The sequence below is a fragment of the Actinoalloteichus fjordicus genome (assembly GCF_001941625.1).
In the GTDB taxonomy this organism is placed as follows: Bacteria; Actinomycetota; Actinomycetes; order Mycobacteriales; family Pseudonocardiaceae; genus Actinoalloteichus_A; species Actinoalloteichus_A fjordicus.
This window is the reverse complement of the sequence record NZ_CP016076.1, coordinates 5,324,995-5,342,737: the sequence shown is the minus strand read 5'-3', so window position 1 is coordinate 5,342,737 and position 17,743 is coordinate 5,324,995. Positions and strand designations below refer to the sequence as shown.

The following is a 17,743-nucleotide window of genomic DNA, read 5'->3' as shown; positions in this document are numbered from 1 at the left end:
TCCCCGCGCACGCGGGGCTGTTCCCATTAGGAAGCTGCTCAGCGGCAAGCGCGACGGGTTCTCCCCGCGCACGCGGGCTGTTCCTCAGGAAGGAAGCTGCGGTGGCTGGCATGTGCCGTTCTCCCCGCGCACGCGGGGCTGTTCCGCAGAACGCGGGGAGCTGCCCCGCCGGTAGTCCGTTCTCCCCGCCCGCAGGGCTGTTCCCGCTGCGAAGGCCACCGGGATTGTTGAAGAGGATCATCCGCACAGCCAAGGCAACCCCGACCCGCCGGCTACCCCCAGCGGCGCGAATCAGGCCGTGCCGGCCAGGGAGCGGCCGACTCGCCCGGGCGAACCCCACGGCAGCAGCGGAACATCCGCCCTCCGGATCGCCCCGGCCTCAGATTCCGCCCGCGATGCCCATCGCGACCGACGTCGCCGAGCGTTCCATCTCCTCGCGGGCCCGGCGCATCGCGGCGACGATGTCGGCCTCGCGTGCGGGAGTCAGTCGGGCCAGGGGGACCGAGCAGCTGATGGCGTCCAGCGGCGGGGTCGCGTAGCGCATCGGCAGCGCGACGCAGTGCAGGCCGACGCTGTTCTCCTGCTGGTCGACGGCGTAGCCGCGTTCCCTCGTGTGGGCCAGGTCCTCGACCAGCGCCTCCCGGTCGGTCAGGGTGTGCGGGGTCAGCGCGGCCAGGGTCGGCGGCAGATGATTCGCCAGCTCCTCGGCGGGACGTTCGGCCAGCAGCGCCTTGCCGAGCGACGTCGAGTAGGCGGGCAGTCTGCGGCCCACCCTGCTGTACGGGCGGAGGTACTGACCCGATTCGCGGGTGGCGAGGTACACCACGTCGGTGCCGTCGAGCCTGCCGAAGTGGAAGGTCTCGTCGAGCTGCTCGCCGAGGTGGTCCAACACCGGCTTGGCGATCCGCAGATACGGATCGGTGTCCAGGTAGCTCGTTCCCGCGATCAACGCCCGGATGCCGATGCCGTACATCGTCCCGGAGGTGTCGGTGCGCACCCAGCCGTACTTCGCCAGCGTGCGCAGCAACGCATAACAGCTGCTTCGGGGCATCCCGAGCGCCTCGCTCAGCTCGCGAAGCCTGGCGGGCCGGTTCTGTCTTGCGGCCAGCAGTTCGAGTAGTTCTAGCGTGCGGGCGGCGGACTTCACGTCCCGCACGCCGCCTGGTCGCTCGCTGGACTCCGGCTCGGGCGCGCCCTCGGCCTGCCGTGCCTCGTCGGGAAGGTCGGCCGGTGCAGCCATGACGAGCCTCCTGATCGCGACTGATCCACCCGTGACGGTGCGGACCCCGAACGGACTGCCGAACGGTCGCACAACGTTACCTCTGAGTACCCGCACGCCTGGCAGGGCGGCTGGACAGCAGGCAGCAGATCGCGCACCGGGCGTCGGAAACCGATCGCCGTCCGGTGGCCGAAAGGTCCCCGTCCGGCTGGCGGAACTCCTCAGGCCCTCGCCTCGGCCGGGGCCGAACGGGCGTCGGACTCCTCCTGCGCGGCCAGAATCGCGGCGCCGTTGTCCTCCGACCAGCGGGTCAACACCCTGATGGGCTCGATCAGCGTCTGACCCAGCTCGGTCAGCTCGTACTCGACCCTCCTCGGCACTTCGCGGAACGCATGCCGTTCGACGAGGCCGTGCCGGGCGAGTCTGCGCACCGTCTCGGTGAGCACCTTCTTGGAGATTCCGCCGATCAGGTCGATCAGCACGCCGTGCCGCCGGGGGCCCTTGCTCAGGGCGTAGAGCACGACCACGGCCCATTTGTCGGCGATGATCTCCACGGCCAGCCGGGCGGGGCAGTCGGCGAGGAAGACGTCGTTGGAGGTGTCGAAGTCGTCCACACCAGGCAGGTTACCCAGCGGTGCCCATGGCGGTTCCTACGCTCGCAGGCATGACGAGCCTCGTGCTTCCCGAGAGCACCCACCGCCTGTTCGACCGAGCCCTCAACGTCGTCTTCATCACCATCGATCCCGACGGATCGCCCCAGGCCAGTCTGATGTGGGTGTCTCGCGACGGCGACGAACTCGTGTTCGGCGTCGAGAGCAGCAGGCGCAAGGTGCGCAACCTGCGTCGTGATCCGCGGGTCACGCTGGTGATCGAGGACGAGGAGGACTCGCCGGTCGGCCTGCGCCAGCATCTGGTCGTCCATGGCACGGTGCGGTTCGAGGGGCCGGGCATCGCCCAGGAGTTCGCCGCCTTCATGGACCGGCAGGCTCGGCGGTACTACGGCACCGACTATCCCTACCCCAACCGAGAGTCCGACACCACGCTGATCGGCCGGATCGGTCCGACTCGTATCGGCGGCATCGGCCCGTGGGCGGGCTGAGCTGCGCCCAGGGAGGTTCGACTGAGCGCACGAGATCGATGATCTGACGGAAGGGCAGGCAGGCGGAAGCCGACAGTCCTCAGTGGATGATGCGTCGCCTCGGCGGCGGGCGCGGCCTCGGATCACGATGCGACCAGGCGGTTCCGGCGTTCTGACCGGTCGCCATGCCGGGACGGACATCGCAGCCATCCACAATGGACATCTTCACCGGCGTCCATCCGCATCGGACGCGGATCAGGTCGGGCGACCCGACATGGGCCGCCCGGCCCGACGCTTCTCCTCGCCACGCACCGCCTTCGACGGGCTGCTCGGCGACGAGCAGCCCGGGTCGGGGAGATCGCCGGAACGCACCCTCGCCGCCGTCCTCAGCGGCACCGCGAGGCGAGACCTCGCCATCGCGGTGTCGGCCGTCCCGCAGGCAATCCGCCTACCGTAGCGTGCGCGCCCGCCCGCTCAGCTCGGCTGTGACGTCCGCAGCCTGGCCTGCTTCTCGCCGGCCTCCACGGCCACCGCGATGCGGTGTCCCGCAGGCGGCAAGGGGCAGTTGAAGTGCGCGGAGAACGCACAGGGCGGCAGGTATGCGCGGTTGAAGTCCAGCCGCACCGACACCGGTTCGCCCGGCGCCGAGTCGGGCAGCGCGACGCGGAGGAACCGGCCGGGGCGGTAGGTGCTCACGCCGGTCGTCTCGTCGGCGAACACGAGCAGCAGCAGGCCGCCGGAGAGCATCGGCGTGGTGGTGTACTCCTGCCCCGCCACGGTGAACCGCAGCTCGCCGGGCACGTTCGTCGGCGTCGGCGAGTCCTCCAGCATCTTCTCGTAGTCGACAGTGGTGGCCTCGGCGAAGCGGGTGAAGGTGCCGGTGAGCTGCCATTCGGGGGCGAAGTCGAAGGCCTCGACGTCCTCGAAATCCGCCACCGCCGGGGCCTTCGGGTCGAATCGGCGGATGCCGAGTTGATCGCCACGACGGACCACCGTCGCACTGCCGCCGGGGAACTGCACCCACGGCGAGGCCGTTCCGTCGGCGTGGGAGACGGGGATCTCGCCGTCCACGACCTCGTCGCCGACGCGCACCTCGTCGGCGGCCGTCGCGGTGAGCCAGACCCGATCCGCCCGCACGGTCCAGGTGCCCGGCAGCTCATCGAACACGGAGTCCGTCTCGGGCCAGTAGGTGTCCACGAGCGCGAGGTTGCCCTGCGGGCCCGTGAGCGATCGGCGACGCCCCGCGCGCCAGTCCTGCCAGTACCGCCGGGCGTCCTGGTCGCTGATCGTCTCCGTCATGTCGTGCTCCGTTCCTCGTCGGCCGGTGCGCCCGGCGCGATGGCGTCGCTGCGGGATGGTGCCCGCTGTCCGGCGGGTGCCTGCGCGGTGTCCTCGGCGGTGGCGTCCGGCGAGGTGGCCGGGACCGCCGCCCCGCCCTGCCCCGCGTCGTCGAGACCGGCGAGCACCCCGGCGGGCAGCCGGGGGATCGCCGCGAGCAACCGCCGCGTGTAGTCCTGCTCCGGCGTCGAGTACACACGTTCGGTGGGGCCGGTCTCCACCACCCTGCCCTGATGCAGGACCAGCACCCGAGGACACAGCCGTCCCACCACCGCCAGATCGTGCGAGACCAGCACCAGCGTCATGGCGTGCTCGGCCGCCAGACCCGCGAGCAGATCGAGGATCTGGGCCCGCACGGACACGTCCAGCGCGCTGACCGGCTCGTCACCCACCAGCACCCGGGGACGCGGTGCCAAGGCCCTGGCGATGGCGATCCGCTGCCGCTGCCCGCCGGAGAACTCGTGCGGGTAGCGGTCGGCCGCGTCCAGGCCGAGGCCCACCTCGCCGAGCACCTCCCGCACGCGCGCGGCGTGGTCGCCGGGGATGCGCAGGCTGCGCAGCGGCTCGGCGACGATCGCCGACACCGGCATCCTGGGGTTGAGCGAACCGCGCGGGTCCTGGAACACCACCTGGACGTCCCGCCGAAACGCCCGCAGGCTCCGCCGATCGGACCCGAGCGGGGCGCCCCGGTAGTGCAGTTCGCCCTCGTCGGGCCGGTCCAGGGCGAGCAGCAGCCGCAGGAGCGTGGACTTGCCTGCGCCGGACTCGCCCACGATGCCCAGCGCCTCGCCCTCGCGGATCGTCAGGTCCACATCGGACAGTGCGGTCCGCGTCGTTGCCCCTGCCCGACCGACCCCGGACGACCTCGCCGTTCGGGGCGCCCGGAATCGTCTGGTCAGGCCGCGGGCCTCCCACAACACGGCACCCGCCGCCGTCTCCGTACCTGCGGTCTCCGTCGTCGGACTGGTCATCGACCTGCCTCCCATCCCGGATCTCCCGGCAGCCTGCCCGCCGCCACCGCCGAGGTCAGCAGCTCCCGTGTGTAGGGGTGCTGCGGAGCGGCGAGCACCGGCTCGACCGCGCCCTGTTCGACCACGGCGCCGTCGCGCATCACGGCGAGTCGATCGCTCACCGAGGCGATCACCGGCAGGTCGTGACTGATGAACAGCAGCCCGGCCCCCTCCGCCGCCACCGATTCGAGGATCAGCTCCAGGATCTCGGCCTGCACGGTGACGTCGAGAGCGGTGGTCGGCTCGTCGGCGATCAGCAGCCGAGGCCGACAGGCCAACGCCAATGCCAGCCCCACCCGCTGCCGCTGCCCGCCCGAGAGCTGATGCGGGTAGGCCCGCGCCGACTCGGCAGGCTCCGGCAGCCGGACCCGGCGGCACAGCTCGACCGCCTCGGCGTCGGCCTCCCGACGGTTGAGACCGCGATGTCGGCGCAACGGGCCCGCGATCTGCCTGCCCACCCGCATCAGCGGGTCCAGCGCGGTCAGCGGCTCCTGGAACACCATCGCCACCCCGCTGCCGCGCACCCGCGTCATCGCCTGCTCGGACAGCTCCAGCAGCTCGACGCCGTCCAGCCGCACCGAGCCCGAGACGGTCATCCCCTCGGGCAGCAGACCGGCCACGGCCAGCGCGGTCAGCGACTTGCCGGAGCCGGACTCGCCGACCACGCCGAGGCGGTCGCCCTCGGCGAGATCCAGATCGACGCCCGCGATCAGCTCGTGGCCGTCGCGGCGCCGCACCGTCAGATCCCGCACCCTCAGCAGGCTCATCCTGACCTCCTCCTGCCGATCGAGTTCCCGGCGCCGACCTCGCGCGCGCTCATCGGGACAGCTCCGGATCGGCGTACTCACGCAGGCCGTCGCCGAGCAGATTCAGGCCCAGCACCGTGATCACGATCGCCAGGCCGGGGAACACCGCAGGCCACAGCTGCACGCCGAGCACCGCCTGTGCGTCGCGCAGCATCTGGCCCCAGGACGGGTTCGGCGGCGGCGAACCCAGGCCGAGATAGGACAACGCCGCCTCGGCCACCACCGCGAGACCGAACTCCAACGAGAGCTGCACCAACAGGATCGGATAGATGTTGGGCAGCACGTGCCGCAGCAGGATGCCGAGACGGCCGGTGCCTGACGCGGTCGCCGCCAGGACGTAGTCCTGCACGAGCACCCGACGGGCGGCGATGCGCGTCACGCGGGCCACCACGGCCGACGTCGCCAGGCCGATCGCCAGCACGGCGGTGAGCGTCGACGCGCCCCGCACCGCCACCAGCACCATCGCCAGCAGCAGCGTGGGGAACGCGATGAGCACGTCGATGCCGTGCACCACGGCGTCGTCGGCCTTCCTCGGCGCCAGCGCCGCCAGCAGCCCGAGGGTGATGCCCAGCACGGCTGCGATCAGCACCGACGCCGTCCCGATGCCCAAGGCAAGCCGAGCCCCGACGAGGAACTGGCTGAACACGTCGCGACCGAGTCGGTCGGTGCCCATCCAATGGGTCGCGCTCGGCGTCTCCAACCGGCCGCCCACACCGGTCGCGTCGTGGTCGAAGGGCGTCCACACCAGGGAGACCAGCGCGGCCAGGACGACGAGTCCCACCAGCACGGCGCCGGTGATCAGCGCGGGTCCGCGTCTGCGTCGAGTACGGGCCCGGACTCGGGAGGCGGCGACGCGCGGGGTGGGCTCCGTCCCGCCGGGAGCCGAGCGCAGCGCGGGGGTCATCGGGCCGCTCGCAGTCTCGGGTCCAGCGCGCGCTGCGCCACGTCGACCAGGAAGCCCACCACCAGCACCACCGCCGTCATCAGGAACACGGTGGCCTGCACCTTGACCAGGTCACGGTTTCCCACGTCGGTCAACAACATCCTTCCCAGTCCCGGCAGCGTGAAGACGCTCTCCACGATCACCGCCCCGAGCAGCGAACCGGCCAGCTGCACGCCGAGGACCGACAGCACCGGCACGCACGCGTTGCGCAGTCCGTGCCGCCACAGGGCCTGCGAGCGCGTCCAGCCCACCGATCTCGCGGTGCGCAGGAAGTCCTGATCGACCACGTCGAGCGTGGCGGAGCGGACATAGCGCAGCAGCGCGGAGGCCTGTGCCACCGCGAGGGTCACCACCGGCAGCACCAGTGACCGCACCGCCTCGCCCGGCTCGGCCCAGCCCGCGACGGGGAATCCGCCCGGCGGCGCCCAGCCCAGGTTCAGGGCGAACACCGCCACCAGCAGGATGCCGATCCAGAAGATCGGCACCGCCACGCCGAGCTGGCTGATCGCCGAGACGACCACGCCCACCGGGCTGCGGTGTCGCAGGGCGGCCCACACGCCCAGCGGCACCGCGATCAGCACCGACAGCACGAAGGCCGACAGCCCCAGGGGGACCGTCACCGTCATCCGGTCCAGGATCTCCGGCCCGACCGGCTGTTGACTGACATAGGACCGCCCCAGGTCGCCGGTCAGCAGATCGCCCAGCCAGTGCAGATAGCGGATCGGCGCGGGCTGGTCGGTGCCGAGCTGCCGACTCAGCTCCGCCACCTGCTCCTCGGTGGCCTCCACGCCGAGCATCGTCCGCGCGGGATTGCCGGGCAGCAGGGACAGCAGCAGGAACGTCAGCGCGCTCGCCGCGATCAGCGAGCCCGCCAGCAGCAGCACCCGCCGCAGCACGTACCGGATCATCGGCGGCGGACCTCCCGGCGGGCGCCCCGGCGCGTGGACGGCGTCATCGCTCAGCCCGCCTTGGTGATCTCGGGCAGGTACAGGCTGTCGGCCAGTGCGGTCTCCGGGTAGCCGGTGACGCCGTCGCGGGCGACCCGGACCAGCGGGTTGAGGAACAGCCAGTCGCTGGCGGCCTCCTCGGAGATCCGCTCGCCGACCTGCCGGAGCAGCTCGACGCGCTCCTCCTCCGTCTCGGCGACGTCGGCCTGCGCGACCCATTCCTGAACCTGCGGGTCGTCGTAGCGCCAGTAGAAGTCGGGGTTGGCGTACCAGAAGACGTCGTGCGGGTTGACGTGGTTCTGGATGGTCAGGTCGTAGTCGACCTGGGTGAACACCTTGTCGTACCAGGTGGCGCCCTCGATGGCGTTGAGGTCCACGGTGACGCCGACCTCGGCGAGCTGGTCCTGCACGAGCTGGGCGACGGTGAGCAGCTTGTCCTCGGAGGGGACGTCCAGGCTCAGTGTGAGGCCGTCCTCGTGGCCCGCCTCCGCGAGCAGTTCCCTGGCCAGCTCGGGATCGTGTGCCACGTTGGCGGTCAGGTCCTCATACCAGGGGTCGGTGGGCGGGATGCCGCTGCCGATCAGCTGGCCGTAGCCGTCCCACACCGCGTCCAGCACGGCCTGATGGTCGATCGCGGCCCGCAGCGCGCGGCGCACCCGCGAATCGGTCAGCGGCTCCCGCTCGTTGTTGAACGCCAGCAGCGTCTTCGTGTTGGACGCGCCTTCGGTGATCACGAACTGCGGATTGCCCTCGAAGGCCGCGAGCAGCTCGGGGGAGGGCACCGAGGCGAGCAGGTCGACCTGGCCGCCCTGGAGCGCGTTGCTCATCGCGGTCGCGTCGTCGAAGTAGCGGAACACCACCGAGGCCGAGGCGGCGGTCTCGCCCCAGTAGTCGGGGTAGCGGCTCAGCGTGATGCTGTCGCCGCGCTTCCACTCGTCGAAGGTGAACGGGCCGGTGCCCACCGCCTGCTCGGCCAGATCGGCGGCGTCCTCCTGGAAGATCAGCCCGGCCGAGGTGGTCAGGCCGAACAGGAACTCGTTGCTGCGCTCGCCGAGGCTGACCGCCACGGTGTCGGGGTCCTCGGCCGTCACCGAGGTGATGCCCGCCAGGCTCTGCTTCTTCGGGTTGACCGAGTCGGGGGCGATGGTGCGTTCGATGCTCCACACGACGTCGTCGGCGCTGAACTCCGTGCCGTCGTGGAAGGTCACGTCCGGCGCCAGGTGGAAGGTGTAGTCGAGACCGTCCTCGGAGACGTCCCAGGACTCGGCGAGCGCGGGCACGATCTCGCCCTCGTCGTCCAGGGCCACCAGGCCTTCGTAGACGTTGCGCAGCAGCACCTCGGACAGCCCGGAGGAGCCGCCGACGTTGGAGTCCAGGCTGGTCGGCTCGTTCTGTGAGCCGATGACCACGACGGCCTCCGGATCGGGTTCGCCGGTGGAGGTCGCGCCGCCGCCCCCGCCGCACGCGGCGGCGAGCAGCAGAGGCGGGACGGCGAGGGCGGTATACAGCGCGCTGCGGCGCATGGCGGCGCTCCTTGTCGCGGGAGATGCCGGGCGGGAAACCGGCCGGGAGTGGTGTCGGTCGGGAGGTGGTGTCGGTCGGGCACCGGGGGCGCCGACCGGGGGTGCTGCCGGACGGAATGACGCCGGAGTCTCGGCGGGGCCCGTGCAGCCTGCGCGGAGCGGGCACGCGGATCGGGCGATCAGCCCGCCGAGCCCGTGCGTGCCAGGGGGCGGCCCCGACTTACGCGGTACGAGACCACGGGACGGGGCGCGGGGACGGCGACGGCGCAGATCGGACAGCGATCGATCCGCCGCAGGATCGACGGCGCGGAGCCGGGCAGGAAGCCTGCCTGGTCGTCGCGGTCATCGTGGGGCGGGAGTCGAGAACTGCCGGGCGGCCGTCGTCCTGGCCGAGGCAGGGATCAGCGCGGGCCTGCGCCGGAGGTCGCGGCCCGCAGACGACAGGCGCTGCTGCACACCCGCAGCAGGTCGACGTGTCGCCGCGAGACGGCGTAGAAGTGTTGGCCCACGACGCGAGTATGCCCGTCGGCCCGCACCGTCGTCGCTCCTTGTAATGAGAATGACATTCTCGCTGGTGGGATGCCCTAGTTAGGGTGGCTAACGGTTGCCATGTCGACACTCTGCGTGAGATGTCGGGGCGTGGTGGTCCTCGGAGCGACACGATCGGCGAGGCCGGGGGCGCGCCCGGCTGCCCCGCGACCGGTCCGGCCGACGGGGGCTCGATGTCCGTCCGACGGACGCGTGCGCGTCCCGGCCCCGGCGCAGCGAGATCCGGCTGGGGCGGGGACGCACCGCCAGCCGGCCCGGCGCCGAGGCGGCGCCCTTCGTCCGACGGCCGGTGAGAATCGGCCGAGCCGTCGTCCGGACCGGTGTCGGGAATAGGTCGACCATCGAACCAGAACCGCGCGATGTCGCAGCCCGCAACGGAATCACCGTTCGTCCTTATCGGACGAAGATCGCCATTCTCCTTCGTCGCCGGAAAAACCACCCCCTCGATCGCGGAGGCGATAAGATCGAAATGCGCGCGGTATTCCTGAAAGAGTCCGACCTGTGGGGGCTGATCCGAGGACTCGAATGCCGTTCGCCGACGTCGAGGAGCAGCAGAGACCGTGAACGACTCCGCCGCGCAACGCCAGGCCAAGATCGACGCCCTGAAAGCCGTTCTCGGCGTCGACAGCCACGACGACGACGCCCGACTCCAACTGATCGAGGTGCTGATCGATGACGGCCGGACCGAGGAGGCGATGCGCGGGCTGGTGGAGATCCTGGCCCGTGACCCGTCCTCGGCGGCGGCCACCGACCTGATGCGCAGGCTGGTGAGCCCGACACCGGCCGCCCCGGAACCGACCGCCTCGACGCAGGTCCCTCCGGCGTCCGGTGCCGCACCGCCGCTCTCGACCGAGGCGGCCTCGCCAGGGCCCGGCGACGTGGAGCGGGTGCCGGTGACGGCCGCCCCGCCGGACGGAACCGACGCCGAGACTCTCGTCGACGTGCGATCCGAGGCCGTGCGACTGGCCGACGTCGCCGGGATGGAGAGCGTCAAGGAGCGGCTGGAGGCGGCCTTCCTCGCCCCGATGCGCAACCTGGAGGTCGCCCGCGCCTACGGTCACTCGTTACGGGGCGGCCTGCTGCTCTACGGCCCGCCGGGCTGCGGGAAGACGTTCATCGCCCGAGCCGTGGCAGGCGAACTCGGCGCGAAGTTCCTGTCCGTCTCGCTGGCCGACGCCCTGGACATGTGGATGGGCGCCAGCGAGAAGAACGTCCGGGCGATCTTCAACACGGCCAGGGCGAGCGCGCCCTGTGTGCTGTTCATCGACGAGATCGACGCCATCGGCGGCAAGCGCGCCGCCATGGCGCACAGCCCGATGAAGAACGTCGTCTCCCAGCTCCTCACCGAGATGGACTCGGTGGACTCCGACAACAAGGGCGTCTTCGTCCTCGGCGCCACGAACCATCCCTGGGACATCGACTCCGCGCTGCGCAGGCCGGGCAGGCTGGACCGGATGCTGTTCGTGACGCCGCCCGACGAGTCCGCGCGGCTGGCGATCATTCGGCTGAACATGCGTGGTCGTCCCGTCGGCAGTCTCGACTACGCCTCGCTGGTGCATCGGACCGAGGACTTCTCCGGCGCCGATCTGACCTATCTGTGTCAGGCCGCTGCCGAACGCGCGATGCTCGACTCGATTCGTACGAATCGGATTCGCGACATCGAGACGTCGGACTTCACCACGGCGCTGAAAGACGTGAAGCCGTCCACCAAGAGCTGGTTTCACGCCGCCCGGCAGGTCGCGCAGTTCGCCAATCACGACAACTCCTATGACGAGCTGATCAGCTATCTGCGTCGTCGCCGGGTGGTGTGACGAGATGGACGAGGATCAGGGCGAACGCGCGATGCTGCTGCTGTCGGCAGGCAAGCACGACGCGGCGATGCGGTTGATCGGCGAGGCGCTGGCCCGCGACCCCGACGACGGCGAGGCCTGGGCGCTGCGCACCTCGGTGCACCTGGCGCGCGGGCAGAACCAGGAGGCGCTGCACGCGGTCCGTGAGGCGCTCGCCGCCTTCCCCGACGACGGCGAGGCCCATGCGCTGCACGCGCAGGTGTTGGTGGAGACGGGGGAGTTCGCCGAGGCCCGGCTCGCCTCGGCCATCGCGGTGGGTCTGTGTCCGGAGGACGCCTGGTGCCACTCGGTTCGGGCGCAGACCCTCGCGCTGGGGATCGTCCAGGGCCTGGACGGGCACTCGGCGGCGGAGGTGATCGCCATGGCCGAGCGGGCCCTGGCGCTCGACTCGCCCGTGAGCCCGGTCGTGGCCGCGAACGTCGGCATGGCCCTGCTGCTGGTCGGCAGGCGGATGCAGGCCGTCGAGATCCTGGAGGCGGCCGTCGCGCGTCACCCGCAGTCGCCGCAGCTGATCACCGCGCTGGGCATGAGTCGGGACCCGGCCGCCCAGCCCGCCCACGCCTGGCGCCTGTGGGAGACGGCCAACTCGCTGGACTCCTCGGCGCTGCGCAATACCAGGGTGCCGATCGTCCTTCGGCTGATGCAGCTCGTGGCGCAGTATCTGGTGCTCGGCGGTGCCCTGCTGGTGACGGCGGGCGTGCTGAGCTGGTTACAACTGAGCGCGGACTGGTCGGCGGTGCCTCGCCTGGTGACCGGCGTCGTCGTCGCGGTGCTGCTGTCTCCCTCGGCCATCGGCCAGCTGACCATGCCCCGGCAGACCCGACGCTTCCTGCGCGACGCGGTCCCCAGGGAACCGCTGTACGTCTGGTCGGGCGGGCTGACGGCGGTGTGCGGGATCACGGCGTCCGTGGTGCCCGCCTCGGTGGTCTGGCTGCCGATCGGCGTCGGCGTGCTGGCCTACGTCACCGCCGTGTGGGCGCAGGTCCGGGTGCGACGCAGCCTGCTCACCGAGGTGCCTGCGAACGTGCTCTCGGTGGGCTCGTGGCGCCAGCAGGAGAAGTCCATGCTCTGGACGGCGGCCACCGTCGTCGTCGTCGTGCTGTTGACGCTGCTGGGCTGGGAGTCCGCCGCCGTCGCGGTGGGGGTGATGACCGCGGCGCCGGTCGCCCTCGTGCTGCTGAGCCTGCCCGCCAACCCCCGCGCCGAGGAGCAACTGCGCTTTCCCGGCCGGATCGCCATCGCCGCCGCGAACGCCTCGATGGCCACGGCGGCCGGGCTGCTGGCCTGGGGACCGGGATCGGGCTGGGGCATGGCGGGCGGCCTGCTGCTCATGCTGTCGTCGGTGTTCTGGGCCGTCGGCCGTCGACAGAATGCGCGGGCGGGCTCCGGCTGGCGAGCATCGAACCAACCGGGATCCTGACCATGCGGGGCATTGACCACGCGGGTCCTCTACTCGCCACGCACCCAGTCGGGCAGCTCGCCCCCGGACTCCGACCGCCAGGCCTCGGCCAGGGCGTCCGGTGCGGCCGAGTACAGCCGGGGCAGCTCCCGGCGTAACGCGGTGTGCGCCTGCTCGATCCCGTCGGCCGTCGCGAGTCGCCAGGCATGCGCCGCCATCGCGCTCGCCGCCTCGGGCCTGCCCACCGACCGCAGCACGGCGGCCCACTCGACGGCGAGGTTCGCCACGGCCGACCGGCCCCGTTCCGGGTGCTCGGCGGCGAGATCGGACCGCAGGAGAAAGGCCCGCTTGAACAGGGGCAGTGCGGTCTCGACCGTGCCTGCCGCACGACGAAGACGCGCCAGCTCGACCAGAGCGACGGCCAGCTCCTCCCGATGCCGCCCGAGCCCGCGATCGGACACGAGCTGCTCCCAGCAGGCCACCGCCTCCTCGGCGGTCTCGGCGGCCTCGGCGGACAGACCCGCCGCGCTGCGACACCGGGTCAGCAGGGACAGCGCATCCGCCAGCTCGTCGCGGTGCCGTCGGGGGCTTCGGCGGGCCAGCCTGGTGCTCAATGCCAGCGCCTCCTCGGCGGAGGTGAGGCCCGCAGGGCCCTGACCACCCGCGATCAGCCAGCGGACCATCGTGTTCATCGCCACCGCCAGTGCGGGCTCGTAGCGATCCGGCTCCCGTTCGCTCATCATCTGGAAGGACTCGACGGCGGCTGCCGCATGGGAGATCGCCACGTCGAAGCTGCCGGAGGCCCCGTAGCAGTCGGCGAGGTGCCTGCGCGCCTCGGAGGCCGAGGGCAGATGCGCCAGGATGTCGTCCTCGCCGAGTGCGTCGGCCAGCTTGCCTGCCTCCTCCGCCGTGTTCAGCGCGGTGAGCAGGTCACCCTGGCGCAGGGCGGCGGCGCTGTGGGTGAGCAGAGCCGACACCAGTCGCCCGCTGCCCGCCGATTCGTCCTGCTCGGCCGGCCGGAGGAAGGCGACGACGCGAGTGATGTGCTCTTCGGCCTCGGCAGGCCGGTCCGCGAGCAGCAGGGCGACGGCCTTGCGATGAATCACCCCGACGATGACGGCGTCGTACCGGTCCGGCCATTCGTCGCTCAGCACCTCGTACAGCGCCATCGCGGTGTCCAGATCGCGCACGGCGTCGTCGGGACTGCCGACCTCGCACAGGTGATCGGCCCGGTCGGTGAGGCACTCGGCGAGCGGCTCCCGGTGATCGCGCGGGTTCTCCCGGTACAGCCCCTCGTACAGGGCGACGGCGCGGTTCGACATGAAGGTGCTCAACCCGTCGTCCGGGGTGTCCTGGAGGATGCGGGCATAGCAGGCCAGCAGCCGAGCCGACACCGGACGATGTCGTGGACCCTGCTCGCCGAGCCCGTTGAACACGGCAAGGGCGCGCTGGATGGCGAGCATCGCCGCCGAGGTCAGCCCGACCTCGGCACAGCGAGCCGCGGTGACCGCGCCCGCCTCGACCAGGTCCACCGCGAACCGGGCCGGGTCGAGGGCGGCCAGGCTCCCGTAGACGGACTCCGCGCGGCCCGCGGCGTCCAGCGCCTCGGAGGCGCGATCGGTGTTGACGAGCTGGACGACCAGCTTGCGCAGCGACTCGGCCAGCACGGCCTGCGCGGCGATCGTGTTCGCGCCCGACGTGCCGCCTGCCGGTGCCGTGGCGTTCGCGGCGGCGGGGTCCGCGTCCAGTGCGTCGATCATCCGGCGGGTCGCCTCCACCGCCGGTTCCGCCAGCGCCAGCGACCGCTCCGGCATCGCCTGGTGCAGCGCGGCGATGAGCCCGTGGTCCGCCTCCTCCCGCAGCACGGCGCTGAGCGCCTCCGCGATCGGCCGGGGATATCGCGCGGAGGGGGCCACCGCGACGGCGGCGACGGCGAGTTCGTGCGGGAAGCTCCTGATCAGGTCGCCGATGCGTCTGCCGAGCCACGGGAAGAACTCCGGATGCTCTGCGGCCCGGGCGATCTGGGTCAGCAGCCGGACCGCCGAGGCGCCGTCGATGCCGGGGATGATCGCGGGCAACAGATCGTTCTCACTGGCGAGCAGCTCACCGAGGAAGTGCTCCATGAGCAGGTCGGGGTGGAAGCCGCCCAGATATCCGTCACTGGCGTCCTCCGGCGGATACAGCGCCCGTGCCCACTGGGCGATCTCCCGGCGGTCGCCTGCGTCGGGCACGTTCATCATCGCCCGTCCGACGAGCGTCATCGCCGTCTCGGAGTCGGCGGGGCGATGCAGCAGCAGTGCGGCGACGGCCCGTTCCCGCAGCGACGCATAGCCGATGCCGTGCTGCACGGCCATCCGATCCCAGTACCGCCGCTCGTGGTCGATGAGGCGCTGCGCGGGATCGGCCGCGCGCGAGTCGCCCGCGAGGACGAGCGACGCCTCGCCCGCTCGGCCGTCGGTCGTCGTCGCGGCGGATCGGGCGGTCGGGCGGCCTCCTGCCGTGCCGATGTCGTGCGCCCGGCCCGATCCGCTCGCGAGAGGATCGCTGCGACCCGGCCCGGCGGGGGCTGTCTCGGCTGCCGTGGCGGCGGGTCCGGACGAGGCCGTGCCGGTGGTCGACACGGCGGTGACCCGCTTCTGCGCCGCGCGCCCGGCGGCCGAGGCCGTCGTGTCGTCGCGCTCCGATTCGCCTCGGGCGGGATCGGCCCGCCCACCGGGGTACGCCGCCGGTCGGATCACCGGGCCGGGGCCGCGATCCGTCGTGGCGGGGACGGTGCGGCCGTCACGCAGCAGCGCCACCAGCGCGGCGATGTGGATCGTGAGCACGCGACCGTAGGCGTCGCCCGCGAGATCCGGTGTCCACTCGGAGGCCGCCGAGTCGACGGAGTGGTGCGGCAGATCCGGTCGATCGGACAGCCGGGCCGCCAGGGCCTGCACCGCCTCGTCGAACGCTCGGCGACGTCCTTCGACGGTCGGTTCCATCTGGGCCAGCGTGAACATCGGCCGGGCGGGCAGCGCGTCGCTGAGGAAGTCCTCCCGGCGGCGCAGGTGCAGCCACCAGTCTCCTGCGGAGCGCGCCAGCAGCAGCAGGCGGACCGGCCGGAGGTCGACGGTGTCCGTCAGTGCCCGGACGAACTCGTGCACGTACTCGACGCGGGTCTCCGCGTAGTCCAGGACGAGCAGCACCGGATGCGCCGTGTCGCGCAGTGCGGCGAAGGGCGTCCGTGCGGCGGGGACGGCGGTGGTGAGGACGCCGCAGACCCAGCCCTGTTCCCGCTGACGATGCAGCAGCTCGTAGGCCAGCCTGGTCTTGCCCTGCCCGCCGCCGCCGACGATCAGGGCGACCCGCTGCGCATCGGGATCGGCGCACCAGTCGGCGAGGTCGGCCAGTTCGGCGTCGCGGCCGTAGAAGGGCACCGAGGCGAACTCCGGGCGCAGCAGTGCCACGGGGGAGCTGCGCGCCGAGGGACGCCGCAGCGGCCGGAGCAGCTCGGCCAGCTCGACGGACTCCGCCGTGTCGTCGAGCAGCGACTCCCGCAGCAGCGCCGTGAACTCCTCGTCGGCCAGCAGCGTGGTGATCGGGGTCGCCGAGAGGCGGCGGCCGTCGAACTCCCGCTCATCGAATCGGATCACCCCGATCACCCGGCCGCCCGCGACGACCGAGGCGCCCGACATCCCGCTCCACGGCGACCGTTCCTCGGCGGCACCGCCCGGCCAACTCTCGACGTCGACGACCTGCCTGCCCCGCGTTCCCAGGGTGATCGGGTTGATCCGCCCGTCGAGCTGCTCCGGGGCAGGCTGTCCCGCCTCGTCGTTGAACAGCGGAAACCCGACGGCCGTGCAGCGGACCCCCGGCGCGCGGCCGGTCAGCCTGCCCCAGCGCACGGGCGCGGCGGCGGGCGGCTCGGCAAGCCGCACCACGGCCGCGTCGCAGCCCTCGTCCAGTCGCCGCCACACCGTCGAGCCGCTGCGGGTGCGCCCGAGCCCGCCGGAGTCGTCCAGCAGTCGCACTCGGACCGGCCGGTCGCCCACCACATGCGCGGCGGTGAGGACCAGCCCGCCGCCGACGGCGTAGCCGGAGCCCGCGAGCCGCCAGCGCCCGTCCGACCGACGAGTCCAGATCGCCGCGACGCGCTCCCCGACGACGGTCATGTGCGCGCGACTGCCTGCGGCGAAGCCCGGCGGCGGCGTGCGGCCCGGCCGTGGGGGCCCGCCGCCCGAGGTCGCCGCATCGGCCCGCCGTCGGGATCGAGGTGTCGCGGCGCGGCGGCTTCGGTCTCGCGGCGGGCCCGCATCGGCGGGCGGCGGTCTGTCGTCCGACGGCCGCCTGCTCGCTCATCCGGCGTCCGCGTCAGATCGGGTGTGCCGGTGCTGCCCGGCGGACGAGCCGATGCCGAGGTCCACAGTGGTCCCGAAGTCCACTGTGGTCTGTCGAGTACGACCGAACCCTCGCGCACGGCACGCCTCCCGACCTCGACGACGTCGACCGCCGGGCCGTCCGCGTCTCCTCGGCCGCCCACGGGGGTCGCGGTTCTCAGCCTAGCCGGCTGGCGGCGGTCAGCGGGTCCGCGCGCGGCGGCTAGAGCAGACCGGCCGCCGCAGCTCAGGGAGCGAGCCGCTCCGCCAGTCGATCCAGGAACACCCGCTGAGCCGCCACGATCCGTTCTGCGGCCTCGGGCAGCGTGAACCACTGGACGCGATCGACCTCCGGGAACTGCCGGACCCGGCCCGAACCCCGAGGCCATTCCAGGTCGAAGGTGCCGGGCACCACCCGATGCGGGTCCACCTCGCCCGCCACGGCCCAGGCGGTCACGATCTTCCCGCCGGACTGCCGCACCTCCCCGAGGGGGAGCAGTTCGCCGGTCGGGGCGGGCAGGCCCAGCTCCTCCTGGAACTCGCGTCGCGCCGCCGCCTCGGGCGGCTCGTCCTCGAGGTACTCGCCCTTGGGCAGTGACCAGGCGCCCGCGTCGCGGCGGGCCCAGAACGGCCCGCCCATGTGACCCAGGAGCACCTCGACGTCCGGCCCTGGCGTGCGGAACAGCAGGAGTCCGGCGCTGTGTCTGCCCGTCATCCCGCCGAGTG

General features: G+C 72.2%; 14 protein-coding genes. 4 read left to right on the top strand and 10 right to left on the bottom strand.

All coding sequences use genetic code 11. The features are described from left to right. Positions 1-379 precede the first annotated feature (379 nt). The gene (locus tag UA74_RS22605) at positions 380-1,240 is read right to left on the bottom strand and encodes an IclR family transcriptional regulator (protein WP_083684129.1); all 861 of its coding nucleotides are present in this window, start codon (positions 1,238-1,240) and stop codon (positions 380-382) included. 200 nt (positions 1,241-1,440) lie between these two features. Then, positions 1,441-1,833, bottom strand: coding sequence for a winged helix-turn-helix transcriptional regulator (locus UA74_RS22600; RefSeq protein ID WP_075765413.1), 393 nt, complete (start codon positions 1,831-1,833; stop codon positions 1,441-1,443). A 50-nt stretch (positions 1,834-1,883) separates the two neighbouring features. Between UA74_RS22600 and UA74_RS22595 the strand changes: the two genes are divergently transcribed. Together UA74_RS22595 and UA74_RS22590 are read left to right on the top strand one after the other, a co-directional pair. After that, a complete protein-coding gene (locus tag UA74_RS22595; RefSeq protein ID WP_075744111.1) occupies positions 1,884-2,318 on the top strand; it encodes a TIGR03618 family F420-dependent PPOX class oxidoreductase in 435 nt (144 codons plus the stop codon). 253 nt (positions 2,319-2,571) lie between these two features. Then, positions 2,572-2,754, top strand: a complete 183-nt coding sequence (locus tag UA74_RS22590; RefSeq protein ID WP_075742048.1) for a hypothetical protein — start codon at positions 2,572-2,574, stop codon at positions 2,752-2,754. 17 nt (positions 2,755-2,771) lie between these two features. Here UA74_RS22590 and UA74_RS22585 read toward each other — a convergent pair whose 3' ends face one another. The 6 genes from UA74_RS22585 to UA74_RS22560 are packed head-to-tail and all read right to left on the bottom strand — an operon-like array spanning position 2,772 to position 8,864. Then, positions 2,772-3,596: a DUF1684 domain-containing protein gene (locus UA74_RS22585; RefSeq protein WP_075742047.1), complete on the bottom strand. Its 825-nt coding sequence runs from the start codon at positions 3,594-3,596 to the stop codon at positions 2,772-2,774. After that, on the bottom strand, positions 3,593-4,606 hold the full coding sequence (locus UA74_RS22580; RefSeq protein ID WP_075742046.1) for an ATP-binding cassette domain-containing protein: 1,014 nt from the start codon (positions 4,604-4,606) through the stop codon (positions 3,593-3,595). Before UA74_RS22580 ends, UA74_RS22585 begins: the two co-directional genes overlap by 4 nt. Continuing rightward, positions 4,603-5,412: an ATP-binding cassette domain-containing protein gene (locus tag UA74_RS22575; protein ID WP_075742045.1), complete on the bottom strand. Its 810-nt coding sequence runs from the start codon at positions 5,410-5,412 to the stop codon at positions 4,603-4,605. Before UA74_RS22575 ends, UA74_RS22580 begins: the two co-directional genes overlap by 4 nt. A 49-nt stretch (positions 5,413-5,461) precedes the next feature. After that, a complete protein-coding gene (locus UA74_RS22570; protein WP_075765409.1) occupies positions 5,462-6,355 on the bottom strand; it encodes an ABC transporter permease in 894 nt (297 codons plus the stop codon). Then, positions 6,352-7,302: an ABC transporter permease gene (locus UA74_RS22565; protein WP_075765407.1), complete on the bottom strand. Its 951-nt coding sequence runs from the start codon at positions 7,300-7,302 to the stop codon at positions 6,352-6,354. Before UA74_RS22565 ends, UA74_RS22570 begins: the two co-directional genes overlap by 4 nt. A gap of 50 nt (positions 7,303-7,352) precedes the next feature. After that, positions 7,353-8,864: an ABC transporter substrate-binding protein gene (locus tag UA74_RS22560; RefSeq protein ID WP_075742042.1), complete on the bottom strand. Its 1,512-nt coding sequence runs from the start codon at positions 8,862-8,864 to the stop codon at positions 7,353-7,355. Between the two features lie 1,109 nt (positions 8,865-9,973). On the opposite strand from UA74_RS22560, the gene UA74_RS22555 reads away from it, so the two are divergent. Next, on the top strand, positions 9,974-11,224 hold the full coding sequence (locus tag UA74_RS22555) for an AAA family ATPase (protein WP_198042823.1): 1,251 nt from the start codon (positions 9,974-9,976) through the stop codon (positions 11,222-11,224). Between the two features lie 4 nt (positions 11,225-11,228). Beyond that, complete coding sequence (locus tag UA74_RS22550) at positions 11,229-12,683, top strand: tetratricopeptide repeat protein (RefSeq protein WP_075742041.1); 1,455 nt, start codon at positions 11,229-11,231, stop codon at positions 12,681-12,683. A gap of 29 nt (positions 12,684-12,712) precedes the next feature. Here UA74_RS22550 and UA74_RS22545 read toward each other — a convergent pair whose 3' ends face one another. Both UA74_RS22545 and UA74_RS22540 read right to left on the bottom strand, forming a co-directional pair. Further along, positions 12,713-16,813 (bottom strand): S1 family peptidase, encoded by a 4,101-nt coding sequence (locus UA74_RS22545; RefSeq protein WP_075765405.1) that lies wholly within the window; start codon positions 16,811-16,813, stop codon positions 12,713-12,715. Positions 16,814-17,264: 451 nt separating this feature from the next. Beyond that, entirely contained in the window at positions 17,265-17,732 is a 468-nt protein-coding gene (locus tag UA74_RS22540; protein WP_075765403.1) for an NUDIX domain-containing protein, read from the bottom strand. Positions 17,733-17,743 lie beyond the last annotated feature (11 nt).